This is a genomic window from Pseudomonas sp. StFLB209, assembly GCF_000829415.1.
GTDB lineage: Bacteria > Pseudomonadota > Gammaproteobacteria > Pseudomonadales > Pseudomonadaceae > Aquipseudomonas.
In genome coordinates, this window is sequence record NZ_AP014637.1 from 5,889,416 (window position 1) to 5,911,304 (window position 21,889).

Annotated in this window: 22 protein-coding genes and 1 riboswitch; of the genes, 12 read left to right on the forward strand and 10 right to left on the reverse strand. The window is 60.5% G+C overall.

Going from position 1 to position 21,889, the window contains the following annotated elements:
* The first annotated feature begins 418 nt into the window (after window positions 1-418).
* The 6 genes from PSCI_RS26180 to PSCI_RS26205 all read left to right on the forward strand — a co-directional run bounded on the left by PSCI_RS26180 (window position 419) and on the right by PSCI_RS26205 (window position 7,310).
* Entirely contained in the window at window positions 419-1,765 is a 1,347-nt protein-coding gene (locus PSCI_RS26180) for an MFS transporter (RefSeq protein WP_045492664.1), read from the forward strand.
* 47 nt (window positions 1,766-1,812) lie between these two features.
* Window positions 1,813-3,156 carry a glucarate dehydratase gene (gene gudD / locus PSCI_RS26185; RefSeq protein WP_045492666.1) on the forward strand — a complete coding sequence of 448 codons (1,344 nt, stop codon included), beginning with the start codon at window positions 1,813-1,815 and terminating at the stop codon, window positions 3,154-3,156.
* 469 nt (window positions 3,157-3,625) lie between these two features.
* Entirely contained in the window at window positions 3,626-4,597 is a 972-nt protein-coding gene (locus tag PSCI_RS26190; RefSeq protein WP_045492669.1) for a DUF1852 domain-containing protein, read from the forward strand.
* A 191-nt stretch (window positions 4,598-4,788) separates the two neighbouring features.
* A complete protein-coding gene (locus tag PSCI_RS26195; RefSeq protein ID WP_045492672.1) occupies window positions 4,789-5,823 on the forward strand; it encodes a methionine synthase in 1,035 nt (344 codons plus the stop codon).
* A gap of 92 nt (window positions 5,824-5,915) precedes the next feature.
* Window positions 5,916-6,851 (forward strand): LysR family transcriptional regulator, encoded by a 936-nt coding sequence (locus PSCI_RS26200; protein ID WP_045492675.1) that lies wholly within the window; start codon window positions 5,916-5,918, stop codon window positions 6,849-6,851.
* 129 nt (window positions 6,852-6,980) lie between these two features.
* Complete coding sequence (locus tag PSCI_RS26205; protein WP_045492678.1) at window positions 6,981-7,310, forward strand: DHCW motif cupin fold protein; 330 nt, start codon at window positions 6,981-6,983, stop codon at window positions 7,308-7,310.
* Window positions 7,311-7,490: 180 nt separating this feature from the next.
* Here PSCI_RS26205 and PSCI_RS26210 read toward each other — a convergent pair whose 3' ends face one another.
* From PSCI_RS26210 to PSCI_RS26230, 5 genes are all read right to left on the reverse strand, one after another.
* A complete protein-coding gene (locus tag PSCI_RS26210) occupies window positions 7,491-7,772 on the reverse strand; it encodes a hypothetical protein (RefSeq protein WP_045492681.1) in 282 nt (93 codons plus the stop codon).
* A 68-nt stretch (window positions 7,773-7,840) separates the two neighbouring features.
* Complete coding sequence (locus PSCI_RS26215; RefSeq protein ID WP_045492684.1) at window positions 7,841-8,902, reverse strand: RNA-guided endonuclease InsQ/TnpB family protein; 1,062 nt, start codon at window positions 8,900-8,902, stop codon at window positions 7,841-7,843.
* A 71-nt stretch (window positions 8,903-8,973) separates the two neighbouring features.
* Window positions 8,974-9,177, reverse strand: a complete 204-nt coding sequence (locus PSCI_RS26220; protein ID WP_144403343.1) for a hypothetical protein — start codon at window positions 9,175-9,177, stop codon at window positions 8,974-8,976.
* A 76-nt stretch (window positions 9,178-9,253) separates the two neighbouring features.
* Window positions 9,254-9,919 (reverse strand): thiaminase II, encoded by a 666-nt coding sequence (tenA, locus tag PSCI_RS26225; protein WP_045492690.1) that lies wholly within the window; start codon window positions 9,917-9,919, stop codon window positions 9,254-9,256.
* 3 nt (window positions 9,920-9,922) lie between these two features.
* Window positions 9,923-10,570 carry a TenA family protein gene (locus PSCI_RS26230; RefSeq protein ID WP_045492693.1) on the reverse strand — a complete coding sequence of 216 codons (648 nt, stop codon included), beginning with the start codon at window positions 10,568-10,570 and terminating at the stop codon, window positions 9,923-9,925.
* Between the two features lie 91 nt (window positions 10,571-10,661).
* Window positions 10,662-10,772, reverse strand: a riboswitch (TPP riboswitch).
* A gap of 228 nt (window positions 10,773-11,000) precedes the next feature.
* On the opposite strand from PSCI_RS26230, the gene PSCI_RS26235 reads away from it, so the two are divergent.
* Both PSCI_RS26235 and PSCI_RS26240 read left to right on the forward strand, forming a co-directional pair.
* Window positions 11,001-11,852, forward strand: a complete 852-nt coding sequence (locus tag PSCI_RS26235) for an urea carboxylase-associated family protein (RefSeq protein ID WP_045492695.1) — start codon at window positions 11,001-11,003, stop codon at window positions 11,850-11,852.
* Window positions 11,853-12,115: 263 nt separating this feature from the next.
* Window positions 12,116-12,862, forward strand: coding sequence for a 5-oxoprolinase subunit PxpA (locus tag PSCI_RS26240; protein ID WP_045492698.1), 747 nt, complete (start codon window positions 12,116-12,118; stop codon window positions 12,860-12,862).
* A gap of 9 nt (window positions 12,863-12,871) precedes the next feature.
* Here PSCI_RS26240 and PSCI_RS26245 read toward each other — a convergent pair whose 3' ends face one another.
* The 4 genes from PSCI_RS26245 to PSCI_RS26260 form a co-directional block, all read right to left on the reverse strand.
* The gene (locus PSCI_RS26245) at window positions 12,872-14,125 is read right to left on the reverse strand and encodes an OprD family porin (RefSeq protein WP_045492701.1); all 1,254 of its coding nucleotides are present in this window, start codon (window positions 14,123-14,125) and stop codon (window positions 12,872-12,874) included.
* A gap of 92 nt (window positions 14,126-14,217) precedes the next feature.
* Complete coding sequence (locus tag PSCI_RS26250; RefSeq protein WP_045492706.1) at window positions 14,218-15,522, reverse strand: CitMHS family transporter; 1,305 nt, start codon at window positions 15,520-15,522, stop codon at window positions 14,218-14,220.
* Window positions 15,523-15,642: 120 nt separating this feature from the next.
* On the reverse strand, window positions 15,643-16,950 hold the full coding sequence (dctA, locus tag PSCI_RS26255) for a C4-dicarboxylate transporter DctA (RefSeq protein WP_045492708.1): 1,308 nt from the start codon (window positions 16,948-16,950) through the stop codon (window positions 15,643-15,645).
* Window positions 16,951-17,009: 59 nt separating this feature from the next.
* Window positions 17,010-18,086, reverse strand: coding sequence for a 4-oxalomesaconate tautomerase (locus PSCI_RS26260; RefSeq protein ID WP_045492711.1), 1,077 nt, complete (start codon window positions 18,084-18,086; stop codon window positions 17,010-17,012).
* Here PSCI_RS26260 and PSCI_RS29505 point away from each other — a divergent pair.
* Window positions 18,085-18,270, forward strand: coding sequence for a hypothetical protein (locus PSCI_RS29505; protein WP_144403344.1), 186 nt, complete (start codon window positions 18,085-18,087; stop codon window positions 18,268-18,270). The genes PSCI_RS26260 and PSCI_RS29505 overlap by 2 nt on opposite strands.
* Entirely contained in the window at window positions 18,234-19,124 is an 891-nt protein-coding gene (locus PSCI_RS26265) for a LysR family transcriptional regulator (protein ID WP_045492714.1), read from the forward strand. Before PSCI_RS29505 ends, PSCI_RS26265 begins: the two co-directional genes overlap by 37 nt.
* A gap of 4 nt (window positions 19,125-19,128) precedes the next feature.
* Here PSCI_RS26265 and PSCI_RS26270 read toward each other — a convergent pair whose 3' ends face one another.
* Complete coding sequence (locus tag PSCI_RS26270; protein WP_045492717.1) at window positions 19,129-20,040, reverse strand: LysR family transcriptional regulator; 912 nt, start codon at window positions 20,038-20,040, stop codon at window positions 19,129-19,131.
* Between the two features lie 115 nt (window positions 20,041-20,155).
* Here PSCI_RS26270 and PSCI_RS26275 point away from each other — a divergent pair, with 115 nt between their 5' ends.
* Both PSCI_RS26275 and PSCI_RS26280 read left to right on the forward strand, forming a co-directional pair.
* Complete coding sequence (locus PSCI_RS26275) at window positions 20,156-21,076, forward strand: carbon-nitrogen hydrolase family protein (RefSeq protein ID WP_045495021.1); 921 nt, start codon at window positions 20,156-20,158, stop codon at window positions 21,074-21,076.
* A 115-nt stretch (window positions 21,077-21,191) separates the two neighbouring features.
* Window positions 21,192-21,773, forward strand: coding sequence for a hypothetical protein (locus tag PSCI_RS26280; RefSeq protein WP_045492720.1), 582 nt, complete (start codon window positions 21,192-21,194; stop codon window positions 21,771-21,773).
* The last annotated feature ends 116 nt before the right edge of the window (window positions 21,774-21,889 follow it).

Here is a 21,889-nt window from a genome sequence, read left to right on the forward strand (position 1 = left end):
GGTTGTACTTTTTCCGGCGTAAGCGACCGGGCGAACACGTCGATTACTTCAGTTTTGCACGCAGTAATCGGGCGGATGATACCACCGGGCCGTGGTCACTGGTCGCCAACACGCCAAACTGAACTTGTTCAACTTGTTAGACAAGTTACCGGTAACGTGTTTTTCCGAAATTCCACAGCCTGAATTTTTTGTTATCCGACGAAATTTTTATCAGCGCCTAAAACCCGCAAAAATACTGATAAAAACCAATAAATCACATACAAAAACCAGAAAAACACCTAAAACCCATTCATCACGATCAACAAATTCCGCTCACGACAGTGCTTGCGCGCCAAATTTCAGCTTGTATGATGACCGACAAAGCAGGCGACGACTTGCTCCAAACCCGCATAAAAATAACGAGTGGGAGAAAACTCAAGTGAGTACATCCAATCCCGGTGTGACCAGTGGCCTGGATCCGGTTCTGCAATCGGCCATATCCAAAGTCAAACGCCACGTGCTGCCGCTGTTCGTGATCATGTTCATCGTCAATTACATTGACCGGGTGAACATTGGCTTCGTGCGTTCGCACATGGAAACCGACCTGGGCATCGGCGCTGCCGCCTACGGTTTTGGTGCTGGCTTGTTCTTCATCGGCTACGCGCTGTTCGAAGTACCCTCTAACATGCTTCTGCAAAAAGTCGGCGCCCGTGTGTGGCTGACCCGCATCATGCTCACCTGGGGGATCATTGCCGCGTGCATGGCCTTCATCCAGAACGAAACCCACTTCTACATCCTGCGTTTCTTGCTGGGCGTGGCCGAGGCCGGCTTTTTCCCCGGTGTGATCTACTACTTCACCCGTTGGCTGCCGGGCGCCGAACGTGGCAAGGCGATTGCCATTTTCCTTAGCGGTTCGGCCATTGCATCACTGATTTCCGGCCCGCTGGCCGGCCTGCTGTTGCAGATCAACGGCCTTGGCATGAAAGGCTGGCAGTGGATGTATTTCATCGAGGGCATGTTCTCGGTGGTGCTGTGCTTCTTCGTCTGGTTCTGGCTGGACTCCAAACCCCACGACGCCAAATGGCTGAGCCGCGAAGAACAGGATGCACTGGTGGGTGCCATTGACGCCGAGCAGAAAGCCCGCGAAGCCGCCACGCCCATCAAGCCGTCGCTGGGCCAGTTGCTCAAAGACAGCCAGATCGTGCTGTTCTGCCTGATCTACTTCCTGATCCAGCTGACCATCTACGCCGCGACCTTCTGGCTGCCGAGCATCATCAAGAAGATGGGCAGCCTCACCGACTTCGAGGTCGGGATGTTCAACTCGCTGCCATGGCTGCTGTCGATCGTCGGCATGTACGTCTTCGCCACCCTGGCCGGTAAATGGAAACGCCAGCAGGCCTGGGTGGCGGCCGCACTGCTGATCGCGGCAGCCGGCATGTTCATGTCCACCACCGGCGGGCCGATCTTCGCCTTCGTCGCCATCTGTTTTGCAGCGCTGGGCTTCAAGTCGGCGTCGTCGCTGTTCTGGCCGATTCCGCAGGCGTATCTGGATGCCCGTATCGCCGCTGCGGTGATCGCGCTGATCAACTCGGTGGGCAACCTGGGCGGTTTCGTGGCACCGACCACCTTCGGCATTCTGGAACAGCAAACCGGCTCGATCCAGGGCGGGCTGTACGCCCTGACCTTCACCTCGATCCTGGCTGCCGTGATCGTATTCGCCGCCCGCAGCACACCCAAGCCCGGCGCCACGCCAGTGGCTGAAATCAAGCCCTCGGCCAGTCACTGACTGGCCTGCGCCACCCCGCACACCGACAAGAAACAGAGGACCCGACCATGACTCAGCAGACCTCCGGCAAAACCCCAGTCATCACCAGCCTGCAAGTGGTGCCCGTGGCAGGCCATGACGACATGCTGCTCAACCTGAGCGGCGCCCATGGCCCGTACTTCACCCGCAACATCCTGATTCTCAAGGACAGCGCCGGCAACACCGGCGTGGGTGAAGTACCCGGTGGTGAAGCCATTCGCCAGACCCTGGAAGATGCCCGCAGCCTGCTGGTGGGCAATGGCATCGGCACCTATCAGAAGATGCTCAACGACGTGCGCAAGGCCTTCGCCGAACGCGACGCGGGCGGCCGCGGCCTGCAGACCTTCGACCTGCGCATCACCATCCATGCCGTGACGGCACTGGAAGCCGCGCTGCTCGACCTGCTCGGCCAGCACCTGGAAGTGCCGGTCGCCGCCCTGTTGGGTGAAGGCCAGCAACGCGATGCGGTGGAAATGCTCGGTTATCTGTTCTATGTCGGTGATCAGGATCAGACCAACCTGCCCTACCGCCGTGAGCAGGACGCCGACAACGAGTGGTTTCGCGTGCGTCACGAAAAGGCCCTGACCCCCGAAGCGGTGGTGCGCCTGGCCGAGGCCGCCCACGCCCGCTATGGTTTCAAGGACTTCAAGCTCAAGGGCGGCGTATTGCGCGGCGACGAGGAAATCGAAGCCGTCACCGCGCTGGCCGAACGCTTCCCTGATGCGCGCATCACCCTGGACCCGAACGGCGCCTGGTCACTCAAAGAAGCCATCCGCCTGTGCCGCGACCAGCACCATGTACTGGCCTACGCCGAAGACCCATGCGGCGCGGAAAACGGCTACTCCGGCCGCGAAGTGATGGCCGAGTTCCGCCGTGCCACGGGCCTGCGCACCGCCACCAACATGATCGCCACTGACTGGCGCCAGATGGGCCACACCATCCAGTTGCAATCGGTGGACATCCCGCTGGCCGACCCGCATTTCTGGACCATGCAAGGCTCGGTACGGGTCGCGCAGATGTGCCACGAATGGGGCCTGACCTGGGGCTCGCATTCCAACAACCACTTCGACATCTCGCTGGCCATGTTCACCCATGTCGGCGCGGCGGCCCCTGGCGAAATCACCGCGTTGGACACTCACTGGATCTGGCAGGACGGCCAGCGCCTGACCAAAGAGCCGTTCAAGATCGAAGGCGGCAAGGTCGCGGTACCGAACAAACCGGGCCTGGGCGTCGAGCTGGACATGGACCAACTGCAAAAAGCCCATGAGCTGTACAAGAACATGGGCCTGGGCGCCCGCGACGACGCGGCCGCCATGCAGTTCCTGATTCCGGGCTGGACGTTCAACAACAAGCAGCCTTGTCTGGTGCGTTGATCGACATCGTTATCCTGTAAAACCCCTGGCCACACCGCTGGCAACCGGCGCACAACCCCCTTGTGCGCCGTTTTTTATTGCTCGGCAGGCCGGGCTGTTAAATCCAATACTGTTCGGTTAGGCGCTGTATATCTCTGTGGGAGCTACCCTGGTATGGGCGGCACTCCGACGAAGAGGCCTTTAAAGTTACAGCAACGGCTGCGAATGCACCGCCGTCTTCGCGAGCAAGCTCGCTCCCACCCTCGCTCCCACCGGGGGCATAAAACACCTGATTGAACCGCCGTCTTGTTAAATCCCATCATGAAGATGGCTAAAGATTTTGTGAAATCAATTCACTGTCTTCACCCGACCGACCGCCCTAGAATAATTATCGATTATTTATTCTTCTATCGCCCCTGCAAAACGGCTAGTCCCTGAACATCAGGAACCGGATTCAGGTTTGCGTCAGGCATCAGGACACCCGATCAAAATGAGTAACGCGCTGACATTTGCGATTAAAAGCACATGTTTCGACGAGCATTATCAACCGTCGGACAACACCCGCATCACCACTAACTTTGCCAACCTGGCGAGAGGCAACAGCCGCCAGGAGAACTTGCGCAACACCCTGCAGATGATCGACAACCGTTTCAATGCGCTGGCGCAACGGGATAATCCTGGCGGCGATCGTTATGCTGTGGGGCTTGAGATCATTTCCGTTGAATTGAACCTCGGCATTGAAGTCAGCCCGCCTCTGCCGCTGATTGAAGTACTGAAAACGACCATCGTAGATCGGCATACTGGCGAGCGCATTGCAGGCATTACCGGCAATAACTTCTCCTCTTATGTTCGGGACTATGACTTCAGTGTCGTGCTACCGGAGCACAACAAACATCATCCCACCGCCAGCACACCCGATAACTTCGGCAGGTTGCACGGACAGTTATTCAAGTGCTTCATCAACTCGGACGTTTATAAGGAAAACTTCAACAAACCACCGGTCATCTGCCTGAGTGTATCAAGCAGCAGAACCTATCACCGAACTGAACACCAGCACCCGGTACTGGGTATTGAATATCAGCAAGATGCCTATTCGCTGACGGATGAATACTTCAAAAAAATGGGCTTGCAGGTGCGCTATTTCATGCCACCGAACAGCGCCGCGCCGTTGGCGTTCTATTTCACCGGTGACTTGCTGGGCGACTACACCGATCTGGAACTGATCAGCACCATCAGCACCATGGATACCTTCCAGAAAATCTACCGGCCTGAAATCTACAACGCCAACTCGGCCGCCGGTCAACACTACCAGCCAAGCCTCAAGCATCAGGATTACTCGCTGACCCGCATCGTGTATGACCGCGAAGAACGCAGCCGGCTGGCGATCGAGCAAGGACGGTTTGCCGAGGAGCACTTCATCAGGCCCTACCAGGCCGTGCTTGAGAGGGTGTTTACAAAATAGGCGAACGAAGGCAAGACAAGGCGAAATCGGGCGAAAAAGCGCAGTGTACATAAGTACATGAGCATTTTGAGGTCGATTTCAACGCAGTATTGCCGAGTGCAGCCATTTTGTAGACACCCTCTGAGCAGTGGTGCTCCCAGTACACGCTTTGACTCGCCCCCCTGCCGTTGAATAAAACAAGGTCATCCATCATGAAAAAGCTGCTCCCAACCTCAACCGCCGGCAGCCTGCCCAAACCCTCCTGGCTGGCCCAGCCCGAGACACTTTGGTCGCCCTGGAAACTCCAGGGTGATGAACTGAGCGAGGCCAAGCAGGATGCGTTGCGCTTGTCGCTGCATGAGCAACAGCAGGCCGGTATCGATATCGTCAGCGATGGCGAGCAAACCCGCCAACACTTCGTCACCACCTTTATCGAGCACCTCAGCGGTGTCGATTTCGAGAAGCGCGAGACGGTCAGAATCCGTGACCGTTATGACGCCAGCGTCCCCACGGTGATCGGTGCAGTGGAGCGGCAAAAGCCGGTGTTTGTCGAAGACGCCAGGTTCCTGCGCCAGCAAACCCGCCAGCCGATCAAATGGGCGCTGCCAGGCCCGATGACCATGATCGATACGCTTTATGACAACCACTATAAAAGCCGGGAAAAGCTGGCCTGGGAGTTCGCCAAAATTCTCAATCAGGAAGCCCGGGAACTGGAAGCGGCGGGGGTGGATATCATCCAGTTCGATGAGCCCGCCTTTAATGTGTTCTTTGACGAAGTCAATGACTGGGGCGTGGCCACTCTGGAGCGGGCCATTGAGGGCCTCAAGTGTGAAACAGCGGTGCATATCTGCTATGGCTACGGTATCAAAGCCAATACCGACTGGAAAAAGACCTTGGGCTCGGAATGGCGCCAATACGAAGAGGCTTTCCCCAAGCTGCAAAAGTCCGCTATCGATATCGTCTCGCTTGAATGCCACAACTCCAGGGTTCCCATGGATCTGATTGAACTGATTCGTGGCAAGAAGGTGATGGTCGGTGCCATCGATGTGGCCAACCATGCGATCGAAACCCCCGAAGCAGTCGCCGACACCCTGCGCAAGGCCCTGCAGTTTGTGGACGCCGACAAACTCTACCCGTGCACCAACTGCGGCATGGCTCCGCTGCCCCGCCAGGTTGCCCGAGGCAAGCTGCAAGCGTTGAGTGCCGGCGCAGAGCTTGTTCGAAAAGAACTGTCCGGCCTGTACTGAACTGCATCCGGACACGATGTCGGGTTGCAGCCTTTATGAAAGACGAAGCAGCGATCACGGCTTAACTCACTGCTCCCATTGTAGTTCTGCTCATGATCGATTTGAGACACCTGCGTACCCTTGATGCGCTGCGCGAAACCAACAGCATGCACAAAGCCGCCGAGCGCCTGCATCTGACCCAGTCAGCCCTGTCGCATCAGTTCAGGGAGATGCAAGAGCGCATTGGCGTGCCACTGTTCGTGCGCAAGTCCAGGCCGGTGCGCTTCACCAGCGCCGGCCTTAAGCTGCTGCAACTGGCAGACCAGGTTCTGCCGTTGATCCGCACCACCGAGCGCGACCTGGCACGGCTGGCCGGAGGCACGGCCGGGCGGCTGCACATCGCGATCGAATGCCACAGTTGCTACCAATGGCTGATGCCCTGCGTGGATGAGTTCCGCAGTGCCTGGCCAGAGGTTGAGCTGGACCTGGCCTCGGGGTTTTCGTTTGCGCCGTTGCCGGCGCTGGAACGCGGCGATCTCGACCTGGTGGTGACCTCCGACCCGATAACCCTGCCCGGGATTACCTACGTGCCGCTGTTCGGCTACGAAGCCCTGCTGGCCATCGACAAGCACCATACCCTGCGCGAAAAGCCCCATCTGGAACCTGACGACATCGCCAGCCAGACCCTGATTACCTACCCGGTCGAACGCAACCGTCTGGATATCTTTACCCGCTTCCTTGATCCGGCCGACGTCGAGCCCGCCCAAGTACGAACCTCAGAGCTGACCGTGATGATGATGCAGCTGGTTGCCAGCGGACGCGGTGTTTGCTGCCTGCCGAACTGGGCGGTACACGAGTACACCTCACGCGGTTATGTTATCGCCAAACGGCTGGGCAAGAAGGGCTTGCAGGCCAGTCTGTTTGCGGCCGTGCGCAGCGACATGCTCGAAGTGCCTTACGTGCGCGATTTTTTGCTCACCGCCAAAGATATTTCGTTTGCGACGCTGGAGGGGGTCAATGCGCTGCCGGAAGCTCGCAGTGCCCCCTGATCGAAACCCGTCTGACCATTGTGTGGCAATGACCCAAGCGCTGTATGACGAAAACCAGAGTGATCTGTATCTATCAGCAAAGCGACCTGATCGTTACTGTGCAGCTCCCCCTGCATGAATGAGGTTGTCATGGAACTGAGTGCTATCGATTTTGGCACCACCGACTGGTCACGCATCGAAGCTACCGCACACCCGGGAGAAACCGGCACGGCGTACTGGCGCACCTGCCAGTTCGGCAGCGTCCGGGTCCGGATGGTCGAATACACAGCCAATTACCTGGCCGACCACTGGTGCAGCAAAGGGCATATCCTGCTGTGCCTTGAAGGTCAGTTGGAAACCGAACTGGAGGATGGCCGCACCTTCACCCTGTTGCCGGGCATGAGCTATCAGGTCGGCGACAATGCAGAAGCACACCGCTCTTCCACCACTGCCGGTGCCCGACTCTTCATCGTCGACTGAGCCAACGGGGGTTCAGACGGGTATTTCTAGCGATCCCTGAACCCGCCTCGCTGGTTGCAGAAGCTCTGGGCATAGATGATCAACATTGACGCCATGCACGGCAGCGCCGCATTGGGCTTTGGCATCAAGATGCAGACGCCTGGCCTTTAACGGGCGGCATAACCATTCAACACAGAAAACTCACACCGACGTCAAACGCGCCAGTTGCTCGGCTGTCGGAAAGCCCAACGTGCGGTAGCGCTCGGGATAGCCCTCTTCCAGCGCCAGCCATTCACTCAACTGCGCTTCGACATCATGCCAGGCGACGACTTTGGCGTTGGGTTCACCGTCCGCGACCGGCTCGACCAGTGCAACCCGATCAGTCTTGGGCAACAGGCTGGGTACGCCTTGGGTCCAACTGCACAGGGAGATGGTCTGGCCATCATCGGGCAGTTCGAAGATCTGGTAAGAGGCGACGAACACATCGTTGTGGGTCTGTTCGTTGATCTGGTCGAGCAGCGCTTTCTGATTGTGTTGACATCCTCCCCGCCCTAAAGGGCGGGGATTCCCACAACTGGACGCTCATGCCCGAGCGCGAGAATGTTCTTTGCGGCGTTGACGTCGCGGTCGTGGGTGGCACCGCACCCACAACAAGTCCATTCCCTTATTCCAAGCCCTGCGATACCTCTCGGCCTCGAGTCCGGCAATTGCTTGCAGCTCGAACAGGTTTGGGTGGTGTTTCTCTCGCTAACAACCTTGAAAACCGTGCCTGCGTGATCGCATTTGTATTCCAGCATGGTTTTCAATTGGCCCCAGCCGGCGTCCAGCACCGACTTGGCCATCCTGGTTTTCGCGAGTTTCAGTGAGTTCACATCGCCCACCACAATGACGCCACAACGCGCGACCAGCGCGTTGCTGAACTTGTGCAGGGCATCCTTGCGGCGGTTCGCAATTTTGGCGTGAATCGCCCGCACACGGGCCTTCTTGCCGGCGCGCTGGGCCGTGCCCAGGGCTCTCTCCAGATCCCGGTAGAACCTGCCGCTTTCAAGGCGATCACCGTCGCTGCAGGTGGCCGTGGTTTTCAGTCCGAGGTCGATCCCCACTGCATCCTGGCCTGGCGATAACTGGCGATCGACCTCGACCACGACGTTGAAATACCAGCGTCCACGGCTGTCCTCGTTGAAGCTACCGGACCTGAATTTAAAGCCCGCCAGGCCGTAGCTGTCCCAGACCTTGAAGTGCTGTCTGTTGAAGACGACCTGGCCGTTTTTCCAGACAGCCGCGCCGGCCTTGAGGGGCACCCAGCCCAGGCTGCGCCGAGCGCCGCCCGAGCAGCGCCAGCGGAGCTGGCGCTTTTTGAACTGCTTGCGCCGTGTGACATATTCGTCGGCAACAGCCTGCACCGATTGGCTGTGCAGTCCCAGGTCCTTGCCGGCCCCGTTGGTGTACTTGTGAATGTCGAACGCCGACAGAAAACGACCATGCTCACGAATCGAGCGACTGCTCAACTCGTTTACGTAGTTCCACACAAAATTCACAGCACGAGAAGCTTCACGCAGCTGCGCTGCGTGCTTATCCCGCACTCGAACCTTGAGGGTTTTGGTCGCTTTCATTTCAGTCATGAAACACAGGATGGGGCGGTTTTAGGGATGTTAACCCCTATGACCGCTTCGCGGTGCCGCTTTCATCCCCCACCTGAAGGAAGGGGCTTTTCGCGGCAGCTTGGCAAGGCCTGGCGTGCATGCAGGTCATTGACGGCCACTTGCGCAAACAGGGCATCACCCAGCGCCCTGGCGGCCAAGGGAATCCGCAGGGTGTCACTGACAACATTGGCAGCGCTCTGCCAGGGTTGCCGGTCCGTTGCAGGGGCGGCCGGTTCAGCGAGCATGTCGATCCCCTGGATCATCGTCTATCTATAAAAAGACGAGTGATACGCCCGCTCGCCGCCTACCGCCTGTCGATTTTCAGTGTTTCAGTACCTCCAGCCCCATTTGCCAGAAGTCCGCTTCCAGCCGCGAGGCGGTGGCAAAGATGCCGGTCAATTGAGCAAAACGCTGCTCGGTCATGCTCCGCGCCGCCAATTGATCGAGGTGACGGCGGGCATCAGCCGCGACCTGCTGATAACCCTGGCTGGCGTATTCACCGATCCAGTCGACATACGGATGCTCGCCCAACGCGTCGACACCCTGAGGCGCCAGGGCGCGGCCGATTTCTGCGTAGCCAATCACGCACGGCGCCAGGGCGACGTGCAGTTCCAGCAAGTCACCGGCGGCGCCGCAGTCGAGTACGTAACGGGTATAGGCCACGGTCGCCTGATGCTCGGGGGCGGCGTCCATAACCTGGCGGCTGATGCCCCAGCGGTCGCACAGGCGCACGTGCAGCTCGGTCTCGTTGAGAATCGCCGCCAGCCCGGCCTGGGCCGCACGAATGTCGTCGATGCTGCGGCTTTTATAAGCGGCCAGCGCCCAGGCGCGGGCGAACTGGATCAGGAACAGGTAATCCTGAATCAGGTACTGGCGAAAGGCAGCCTGGGGCAAGGTGCCGGCGCCCAGTTGCTGGACGAAGGCGTGTTCCACGTAGCTGCGCCATTCGGTGCAAGCCGCGGTTTTCAGGCGGGCGAAGATATCCATGGTTCAAGCCTCGGTGGCGTAAGCAGCGTCGAAGAACTCACGCTCCAGGCGCACCGCGCGCAGGAAGAAATCCCGGGTGACGGTTTGCTCGGCGGGACCGACGCGGTCCAGTTCGCTGCGCAGGAATGCGACGAAATCGCGGAAAAACGGGTTGTCGTGCAGGGTGATCCACTCAGCATGCACAAAGCGCGGCGGCAACGGTTGTTGTGCCCTGCTCGCCCAGTCCAGATACGACCACTCGGCGACGTTGAGCACCGCCAGCGCCGCCGCATAAGAACGGGTCGCCGCCGCTTCGCGCATGATTGCCTTGAAGCCCGCCGTGGCCGGCGCATCAGGCGGGTCCTGGCGCTGCGGTTCGGTGATGCCGAGGGCTTCGAAGCAGCGCAGGAAGTAGGTGTTTTCCTCACCCGAAATCATCCCGGCAAAACGCCCCAGGCGCAGGCGCGACTCGAAGTTGTCAGCCGTGGCAATGGCGGCACCGAGCAGGGTCAGGAAGCTGTCGAGAAAGCGATGGTCCTGGATCAGGTAACGACCCATGACCTGATCGTCGAGGGTGCCGCTGCACAGTTGCTGGACAAAGCGATGCTGCACAGTGGCAGACCAGTCAGGTTCGCTCTGTTGGCGCAGGGTTTCGGTAAAGCGCTCGCTCATGGTGCTGGGCTCTCTGTGAAGATGGAAACACTGAGGCCGGCGTAAAGGCAGGAGTTGATGGGCGGCTGGCAGACTCGTGAAAAGCCCGCGCTCCGGCGCATCGGACCATCCCTTCGCCGGCATGATCCGGATCAGGTTCGAAGGGTCATCGCACTGCATCAACGATTTCTCAGCCCGTGCCCGGGCTCCCCTTGGTGGTGAGCATCTATACAGGAGATGAGACTGGTTGTCATCCAGCTGGGCAAATGGCGTGGTTCATCTGCACTTGCGCGTACCGCAACGTAGCAGTTGGTAACGTCGCACCGCTCTATGGAACCGATCTGCCTGCCAGCACTTGGTGAACCGGGGCTCTCTCGAAACATGGCATGGTTATCGCTTTTCGAATAAAGACATTATTGTTGAACAATCAAGCCGTCCGCCGAGGTCCAGCATGTACAAGGATTACCCCGCCGCCTACCAGGTCAGCAAAGGCTCCGCGTTGCAGGTCGACAAGCCGTTTTATGAGCGCATTCGTGACAGCACAGGCAGCCGCACGCTGATCGAACAGTTCGAGGTGCCGATCCGCACCGGTCGCGCCTGGAAGGTGCCGGCCGGTCATGTGTTTCGCATCACCACCCCGGTCGGCCCGCAGGTCGGCGACTTCAACGTATGGAATGCCAACGACCCGCGCGAGCGGATGTGGGCGGCGCGTACCCGTCAGTTGCAGGGTGCCCATGTGAGCACCCATGACCGGCTGTGGTCGAACCTGCCGTTTCTGCGGCCGCTGGTGACCATCACCGACGACAGCTTGGCCGGTTACGGTATCGACGAACACGGCGGGCGCCTGCACGATCTGCTCGGCACCCGCTGCGACCCTTATGTGAACCGCATGCTGACCGGCGAAGACTTTCATCACCATTGCCACTCCAACCTGACCCGCGCTGTGCTGCCCCACGGCCTGACCGAATTCGACGTGCATGACGTGCTGAACATCTTCCAGTGCACCGGGCTGAACCATGACGACATGTACTTCATGAAAGCCTGCCCGGCGCAAAAAGGCGATTATCTGGAGTTGTTTGCCGAGATCGACCTGCTGTGCGCGCTGTCGACCTGTCCGGGTGGTGACCTGTCGCTACCGATGTGGGGCCCGGATGCCCAGGACCCGCTGAGCGTGTGCCGCCCGCTGGGGGTGGAGATCTATCGCCTGGACGCGGACTTGCTGGCAGGCTGGGAATCGCCAAAGCGCGCTGCCTATAACGGTAACCACGGCTTGCTGATTCCCAAGGCCGAGTGGGAAAAATAGCCTGTGGTCTGTCGCAACCCCGCAGGAGCAATGCCTATCGGTTAAGGGCGGTCATTGTGGGAGGCGCCGGCCGGCCCCTCCCACACGTCAGCATAAGGCAGGAAAAATCAAGTTATCCTCCTTAACTGATCGGCATTACCCCGTAGGAGCTGCTTCAGCAGCGAACAGCATTACAGTGTCCGCTTTCCCGACTGAAGCGGATCATCTCCCTGCCGGTCTACAGCAATGCCAGCACCCCATGCCTTCACCCAGGAACCCGCACCATGAACACTCCACTTTTAAACTGCGACATCGGCGAAAGCTTCGGCGCCTGGACCATGGGCCGTGACGCCGAGGTCATGCCGTGGATCGATTGCGCGAATATCGCTTGCGGTTTTCATGCCTCTGATCCTTCGACCATGCGCAAGACCGTGGCCCTGGCGCTGAGCCATGGGGTGACCATCGGCGCGCACCCGGCCTACCCTGACCTGGTCGGTTTCGGCCGCCGCTCGATGAGTTGCTCACCGCAGGAAATCGAAGACCTGCTGCTGTACCAGATCGGTGCGCTGGAAGGCATTTGCCGCGCTCAGGGTGGCCGGGTGCAGTACGTCAAACCCCACGGCGCGCTGTACAACGACATGATGCGTTCCGAGCCGCAATTGCGCGCGGTGTTCAAGGCGTTGGCCGGTTACGGTGGGGATCTGCGGCTGATGCTGATGGCCTCGCGCAACAACGACACGGCGTTGAACCTGAGCGCTGAGTACGGCGTGCCGCTGTGGTTTGAGGCGTTTGCCGACCGTGCCTATGATGCCGACGGCCACCTGGTGTCACGCAACCTGCCCGGTGCCGTCCACCACGAGGCAGAGAAAGTCATCGTTCAGGCCCTGACCCTGGCCCGTGGCGAGGCGCTGACCGCCAGTGACGGTAGCGCCTTGCAATTGCGGGTCGATACTCTGTGTGTGCATGGCGACAACGACAGCTCGATCAATGCCGTGCGGCGGATCCGCGAGGCCTTGCAGGCGCTGTCCTGACGCAACGGCTTACCAGAGCGCGATGTCGTAGGTCAGGTAAAGCCGATTGCTGTCGCGGCCGCGAGAAAAGTCGGCGCGGTACACATAGTTGCGCAGCTTCACACCCAGGCCTTTGAAGCTGCCGTCGGGCACGGTGTAGGCCAGCTCGATATCGCGCTCCCACTCGGCCTGCCCGGCACTGCCGGACTTACCGTTATCGCCGCTCAGGTAGCGGGTCATGAAGTTCAAGCCTTTGATGCCGGCAGCGCTGAAGTCGTAGGCATAGCTGAGCATCCAGGTCTTTTCATCCTCCTGGATGAACTTGCCGATGCCGACGTTACTGAACGAGTAGACGGTCGCGCCATTGACGAACGGCAGGCCGGCATCGCCGCTCAGTTTCTGATAGCCGGCCCCCACGGTGTGCCCGGAATGGCTGTAAGCCAGCTGCCCGCTGTACAGGCGATTATCGATCCGGCCCTTCCAGGCATGCCCGCTGTCACGGCTGTCGAACACCCGCAGATCAGTGTTCAGTGAGCCACCGGCCAGCGGCAACTGGTGCTGTACGCCGAAGAAATGCTGCTGGTAGAAATTCTCCAGCTCACCATGGAAGTAACTCAGCCGCCAGGCCTTGTCAGGGCTGTACTCGGCGCCCATGTAGCGAAACGCATCGGACTCAGCGCCGCTGTAGCCATCGGGTGTCAGCCCGTCACTGTTGGAGGAGTCGCGCAGTTTCTGGCGGTCGAGGTAACCGGCGGTCAGCGTCAGGTTGTCGATATCACTGCTGACCACCTGCGCGCCTTGGTAGGTCTGTGGCAACAGCCGCGCATCGTTGTAGACCAGCACCGGGTTCTTGGGCAGCAAGGTGCCGTACTTGAGGGTGGTTTTCGCCAGCCGCGCCTTGGCCGTGGCACCGAAGCTGGAAAACTCGTCGGCCGCGCGGCCATCGTCATGCACCGGCAGCAGGCCGGTGCCGCTGCGCCCGCGTCCGGAATCGAGCTTCATGCCCAGCAGGCCGATGGCATCCAGGCCGAAACCGACAGGGCCCTGGGTGAAACCGGATTGGTAATCGAGCAAAAAGCCCTGCGCCCATTCGGTTCGTTCGCTTTTGGCGGTGGCCGCAGCGCGGGCACTGAGGCCCTGTTCATCCCGAAAGTTTTCGTTGAAGTAGACGTTGCGCAGTTGCAACTTGAGTTTGCTGTCATCGACAAAGCCGGCGGCGCCGGCCTGTGGCAAACCGGCAAACAGCAGGCCGCAAGCGGCCGCACGACTGATGAATCGGGTCATGATCAAGATTCTCTTTTGTTGTTTTGGATGATCGAAAGCAAGTAGCCGGGCGCAGCGCAGTGCGCCCGGTTGGCCGGCTCGCTAGCCGGCGCTCAGACGAATAACGAGATCGCGCCGGTGAGCAACGCCAGCACGGTAATCACCAGCGAGGTGAGCACTGCCCACTTGACCGTGGCTTTCTGAAAGTCGCCGATATCGCGGTCGACCATGCCCACCAGCAGCAGGGTCGAGGCCACCAGCGGGCTCATCAGATGCACCGGCTGGCCCAGCACCGAAGCGCGGGCGATTTCCAGCGGCGAGATGCCATAGGCGGCTGCAGCGTTGGCCAGGATCGGCACCACGCCGAAGTAGTAGGCATCGTTGGACAGTACGAAGGTCAGCGGCATGCTGGTCAGCGCCACCACCAGCGGGAACCAATGGCCCCAGGACGGCGGGATCCAGCTCACCAGGGTCTGGGCCATGGCATCGACCATCTTGGTGCCGGAGAAGATGCCGGCGAAGATACCGGCGGCGAACACCAGCAGCACCACGGTCATGGCATTGCCGGAGTGGGCCAGGATGCGCTCTTTTTGCTGGTCCAGTTTCGGGTAGTTGATCATCAATGCCGCGACAAAACCGACCATGAACAGGATCGCGGCATGCACCACGCCCATCACCAGGGCGACCATGACTGCAATCACCAGCACCAGATTGACGTAGGCCAGGCGCGGACGCTTGTGCGGGGTGTGTTCCAGGATGGCTTCGATGTAGCAGTTACCACCGCCGGACTCCAGGCGGATATTACCGATGCGTTTGCGTTCGGCGCGGCCCAGCAGGAATGCGGTGAACACCACCCACATGGCACCGCCGATCATGGTCGGCAACATCGGGATGAAGTACTCGGTGGCATCCAGACCCAGCGCCGCAATGGCACGGGTCGCCGGCCCGCCCCAAGGGCTCATGCCGCTCATGATGCTCAGCGACAGCATCGAGATGGTGGCAAGAATCATCGGGTTCATGCCGATGCGCTTGTACAACGGCAGCATGGCTGCGCAGGTAATCATGTAGGTGGTGGTGCCATCGCCGTCCAGCGCGACCAGCAGCGACAGCAAGGCGGTGCCGATGGCGATTTTCTGCGGGTCACCATTGACGCGCTTGAGAATCTTGCGGATCAGCGGGTCGAACAATCCGGCATCGATCATCAGACCGAAAAACAGAATGGCGAACAACAGCAAGGCGGCCGAAGGGGCAACCATTTTCAGGCCGTCGAGCATCATCTTGCCGGTGGTCGGGGCAAAGCCACCGATGACGGCAAAGACAATGGGTACCAGGGTCAGGGCGACGATGGGCGAAAGCCGTTTACTCATGATCAGGTAGGTAAAAACCACGACCATGGCCAAGCCAAGTAATGCGAGCATGTTGTGTTCTCTTGTTGTTATATCGGCGCGGCCAATACGCAGACGCACGGCCTCCCTGCCCGCCTGGCGCTATCATGCGCCAGGCGGGGTGCTACGTTAAAGTCACTGGAAAACTGACGATCAGTTGCGGTGCGGCGGGGTGTCTTGGGTCCATTGCGCGGCGGGCTCGGGAGCCGGCGCCGGTGTGCCATTCAAGGCTCGCTGCAGGGTCTGCCGGTCACAGGCACCTTCAGACAGGGAAATCACCACCGTGGCCACCGCGTTACTGGCCAGGCTGGTCAGCGCACGGGCTTCGGACATGAAGCGGTCGATGCCGATCAGCAATGCCAGGCCCGCCAGCGGGATGTCGTGGATCACGGTCAGGGTCGAGGCCAGGGCGACAAAGCCGCTGCCTGTCACACCGGCCGCGCCTTTGGACGACAGCAGCATGATCGCCAGCATGGTCAGGGTCTGGCCGACAGTCAGGTCGATATTGCAGGCCTGGGCAATGAACACCGCCGCCAGTGACAGGTAGATGGCCGTGCCGTCGAGGTTGAACGAGTAACCGGTGGGCAGCACCAGCCCTACCACGCCCTTCTTGCAGCCCAGCGCCTGGAGTTTTTCCAGCATGCGCGGCAGCACCGGCTCCGTGGACGAGGTGCCCAATACCACCAGAAACTCTTCGCGGAAGTAGCGCAGCAGTTTCCACAGGCTGAAACCATGCAGGCGGCACAGGCTGCCGAGCACCACCAGCACAAAGAAGGCGCAGGCGATGTACAGGGTCATGATCAGTTTGGCCAGTGACCCCAGCGAGGTGATGCCGTACTGGCCAACCGTAAAGGCCAGCGCGCCGAAGGCACCGACCGGGGCGAAGCGCATCAGGTAACCGAAGATCTTGAACACCATCTGCGACGCTGACTCCAGCACATCCAGCACCGGGCGGCCTTTATCACCCAGCGCCGACAGGGCAAAGCCACTGAGCACTGCGATGAACAGCACCGGCAGTACCTCTCCCTTGCTGAACGCGCCAATGAACGTGTCCGGGATGATGTGCATGAAAAAGTCGACAACACTGAGTTTGGCCGCCGAAGCCGTGTACTGGCTGAGGCCTTCAGTGCTCAAGGTCGAAGGGTCGATGTTCATGCCGACACCCGGCTTGAACAGGTAAACCGCTACCAGACCGATGACCAGGCTGATCACGGTCAGGACCAGAAACAGCAGCAGGGTCTTGCTCATCAGCCGGCCGAGCGAGCGCTTGTCGGTCATTCCGGCGATGCCGGTGACGATGGTGCAGAACACCACCGGCGCGATCATCATCTTGATCAGCTTGATGAAGGCATCACCCAACGGCTTGAGGGCCACGGCCTGTTGCGCCCAGAGGTGGCCGACCAGTACGCCGAGGATGACGGCGCAGATGATCTGGAAGTACAGCGATTTGATGAGTCTCATGAGGCATCACCCATTGTTGAAATTGTGCGGATGCGCTTGGGCTAAACAGGCTGGCAGGATCAACCGGCCAGTCGTTGGGCGTTTGCAACGTAAACGAAACCGGAAAACAGCCGGCGTGCGGTGCGCACCACCGAAGCCTGCAACGTACCGTCAGGACCACTGCGGCTCAGCGCCACGTCGATAGCCCCGCTTGGGTGCTCCAGACGAACCTCGGTCAGTTGCAGCACCGATTCACCCAGCAACCTGGCCGCTACGCTGTCAGGGCTGACGCAGGCAGTCGCCAGGCCGATGGAACCGGTGATGGCCAGCGCACGATGGCAGTTGTGCGGCATGAAGTAGCGCACCTGCAGGGTGCCGCCGTGTTGCGGGCGGGAGATCAGCACCGGCTTGGGAATCACCTTGTCGCTGACATCGCCCAGCCCCATCGCCAGCCCAGCCTGGCGACGCAGGCTTTCCAGGCGTTGCAGCAGCTCACTGTCGGCGTCCAGTTGTGCAGGGGTCTCGGCACCGGTCTTGCCCAGGCTGGCCGCCTCGACCAGCATCATTGGCATGGCCATGTCGATGCAGGTCACCTCAATGCCGTCAAACACATCGCGCACCTGACCGGTGGGGAACAACTGGCCGGTCTTGCTGCCCACCGCATCGAGAAAGGTCACGTGGATGGGCGCGGCACTGCCGGGCACGCCGTCGATGGTCGCATCGCCCTCGTAGTTGACGACGCCGTCGGGCGTATCCACCAGCGAAGTGACCAGGGTGTCGGTGTTGAGGTTGCGAATACGCACCAGGGTTTTGCCCTGCTGCGCCTTGACCAGCCCCTGCTCGATGGCGAACGGGCCGACGGCGCAGAGCATGTTGCCGCAGTTGGGCGCGGTGTCGACCCGGCGCTGGGCGACCATCACCTGAACGAACAGGTAGTCGACGTCGGCGTCAGGGTGCAGCGACGGGCTGACGATCGCCACCTTGCTGGTCTGCGGGCTGCCGCCGCCGATGCCGTCGATTTCCAGCTCATGGCCGGACCCCATCAGGTTGATCAACATTTCGTCGCGCTCTTCGACCTTCGCGGGCAGGTCCCAGGCATGAAAAACCGGTCCTTTGGAAGTACCGCCGCGCATGAGCACACAGGGAATTCGTTGCATGACTACTGACTCTTGTGGATCAATCGGTGTTATTGATGTTCTGGAAACAAGAGTGACAGGCCGGGAAAAATCAATCCAATGCAAAGATCGTAGCTATTATTGCGTCAGCGTTATCAATAAAAATAACTCGCCCAGCGGAGCATTGCCGTGGAATATGAGCTTCAAGACATTAGATCTTTCGTGAAAATCGCCGAACTTGGCAGTTTCCATGAGGCTGCCGACGCCTTGCACGTCTCGCAGCCGGCCTTGACCCGACGCATCAAGAAACTTGAGGAAGGCTTGGGCACGCCGTTGCTGGAGCGCACCACCCGACGCGTGAGCCTGACCACCGTGGGGCGTGATTTCCTGCCCAAGGCGCGGCGCTTGCTCGATGATCTGGAAGACTCGATCCTGAGCATCCGCGAGCTGGCTGAACGGCAGACCGGCCAGGTGACGCTGGCCTGTATTCCGACAGCGGCGTTTTACTTTTTGCCTTCGGTCATCCGCCTGTACAACGAGCAATACCCGAAGATTCGCATCCGCCTGCTCGACCTGAGCGCCAACGACGGCCTGGAGGCGGTGCTGCGCGGCGAGGCGGATTTCGGCATCAACATGATGAGCGGCCAGCACCCGGATATCGACTTCACCGCGCTGGTCAACGAGCCATTCGTGTTGGCCTGCCGCCGCGACCACGAACTGGCCCAGCGCCGCTCAGTGAGGTGGTCGGAGCTGAGCGATTACCGGCTGATTGGCGTCGGACGTCTCAGCGGTAACCGGATGATTCTCGACCATGCCCTGGCCGGGTTGAGCTGGCGGCCCAAGTGGTTTTACGAAGTGCAGCATTTATCGACGTCGCTTGGGCTTGTAGAAGCAGGCCTGGGCGTCTCGGTGATGCCCAGCCTGGCGATGCCGGCGGCCGATCACCCGACCTTGGTCAGCGTGCCGCTCGAAGAGCCGGTGGTGAACCGCTCGCTGGGGCTGGTCTACCGGCGTGGTGCGTCACTGTCGCCAGCGGCCGAGAAGTTCGTCGCCATGCTGCTGGAGAAATGGCCGCAGTAAGGTATCAATCCGGCGGCGCAAAACAATCGGTGATGGCTTGCCGGACCCGCTGCACCGCCAGGTCTGGCTGGGTCACGCTGCGCCAGCCCAGTTCGATCGGGTAACGCGGCAGCGCCAGCGGGCATGGCAACGCCAGCAGCCCGGTCATGTCGGCAATGCTTTGGGCGGCGTGGGCGGGAATGGTCGCCACCGCCTGCGTGCCGCGCAGCAGCCACGCCAGCGCCGCAAAATGAGTGGTCGAAACCCGCACCCGGCGCTGCAGGTTGTCAGCCGCCAGCGCTTCGTCGACGATGCCGATAAAGCCGCCGGACGACACCAGAATGTGCTCGCGCCGGACGAACTCATCCAGGCTCAGCCCATCGTTTTTAAGGCTGGCCCCGTCCACCAGGCAGCTATAGCCGCCCTCGCCGAGAATCTGCCGGCCCAGCAACCGGGCATTGAAACCGCCCGCAGTGATCGCCAGATCGATGCGCCGCTCAAGCAGGTCACTGGCGACGATCTGGCTATGGGTCTGACGAAAGATCAGCCGCAGTCCCGCTGCACGCTGCGCCACGGCGGCGATCAAGCGCTGGCCGTAAGCGATCTCGAAATCATCCGACAAACCCAGGGTCACGCTGCGGCCCTGCAAGTCACTGGCCTTCGGATCAAGCAGGGTCAGGCTTTGCCGACACTTGGCGAGTGCTTCGCCAATCAGCGCACGCAATTGATTGGCGCGCAAGGTCGGCGCCAGACCGCGCCCGGTGCGCACGAACAACGGATCGCCGTAGACGTCACGCAGACGCCGCAAGGCCGCGCTCACCGCCGATTGAGTCACGCCCAGGCGTAGCGCAGCGCGACTGGCGCTGCTTTCCTCGAACAGCGCTTCGAAAACTTTCAGCAGGTTCAGGTCAATCTGCTCGATATTCATCTGACTCATATCACATAGAAATGAACCGCTATTTATTCATAACTCGATTTGCAATGAAAATGGCCGCATGCCCTGGCAAGACCGGCTTGAGCCGGCAAAACCAACCACCAACGGAACCCACGCCATGCCCAGATCCATCATCGCGGCGCTGCAAATCGGCTCGTTGCCTGACGGCAAAGCCGCCACCCTGGAACAGATCCTGTCCTATGAAACCGCCATCAGCGAATCCGGCGCCAGCCTGGTGGTGATGCCCGAAGCGCTGCTGGGTGGTTATCCCAAAGGTGAACGGTTCGGCACCCAGCTCGGCTACCGCCTGCCGGAGGGCCGTGAAGCTTTTGCCCGTTATCATGCCAACGCCATCGACGTGCCCGGCACCGAAACCGAAGCCCTGGCGGCCCTGTCAGCACGCACCGGTGCCGATCTGGTGATTGGTGTGATCGAGCGCAGCGGCCACAGCCTGTACTGCACTGCCCTGTTCTTCACCCCGCAGGCCGGGCTGGCCGGCAAGCACCGCAAGCTGATGCCCACAGGCACCGAGCGGCTGATCTGGGCACAAGGCGACGGCTCGACGCTGCCGGTCATCGAGGGCCGTGCCGGGCGGCTGGGCACTGCAATTTGCTGGGAGAACTACATGCCGTTGCTGCGCACCGCGATGTACGCCAAGGGCGTGGACATCTGGTGTGCGCCAACCGTGGACGAGCGAGATATGTGGCAAGCAACCATGCGCCATGTGGCCTGTGAAGGCCGCTGCTTTGTGGTCAGCGCCTGCCAGGTCCAGGACTCACCGGCACAACTGGGCACCCAGGTGGAAAACTGGCCGCAAGACCGGCCGTTGATCAATGGCGGCAGCGTGATCGTCAGCCCGCTGGGCGAAGTGCTGGCCGGACCGTTACTGGGCGAGCGCGGCCTGCTGAGCGCCGAAATCGACACCGCCGAACTGGCCCGGGCGCGTTATGACTTTGACGTGACCGGGCATTACTCGCGCCCGGACGTGTTTGAACTGACGGTCGATGAACGTGAAAAGGCCGGGGTGCGGTTTATCTGAACTCCGGTGACGCCAGGCTTGGCTGAGGGCGGGCCACTGGTCAGGAAGTGTGAACAGACGCACGTTTCGGGTTTCAAGTCCTTCACAGGCACCGGCAATGTGAAGGAGATATGCCATGGCCACTCCCGGCCCAACCCGTAGCGCCAACACGATCCGGTTCTTCGAGTTGCTGCTCGGTCAGTTTCGTGGGGTCGAGGGCGAGTTGCCTTCAGCCATTCTCTACTTGCTCAACGCCACCGGCGAACCCGAACCAGACCGCAAGGCAATCCTCAGCCGGATTGCCAACGACAAGGTCGAGAACGCCGGGGTGCTGGCGGCGATGCTGGTGCATATCGCCAAGGGGCGTAAGGGACGCTTTTCAAGAAACCCGCCATTTGATGAATTGAATGCGCTGCTGACCCGCCAGCCCATCAAGACCAACAGCGGCAGACTGGCCAGGGCCTACACCGACAAGGTGCGTGCGATAGAAGCCGACCAGCACTACCAGGAGCCCTACTGCGAAGCTCCCGTCGCGTATCTGCGCCAATATGTCGGGCTCGAAGATCGCCAGATTGCCATGTACACGCAGTTGCTCGCACTGACCTCGACCCGATCATTCACTGATGCGCTGGTGTTAGCCCAGCGCAGGCAACTGGAACACCGCGACACCCTGGCAGGCCTGTTGCAAAAGGCTCTGGATGCGCAGGGGGTGCCGTAAGCGCGGCCGGCCGGCGTTCCGGTTGCTGTGGTCAGGCATCCCGGCGAAGGCTGCGGCACATTCGCAGCAGATGCTGTGACTTTACCGGCCTCTTCACGAGCAAGCTCGTTGCCACA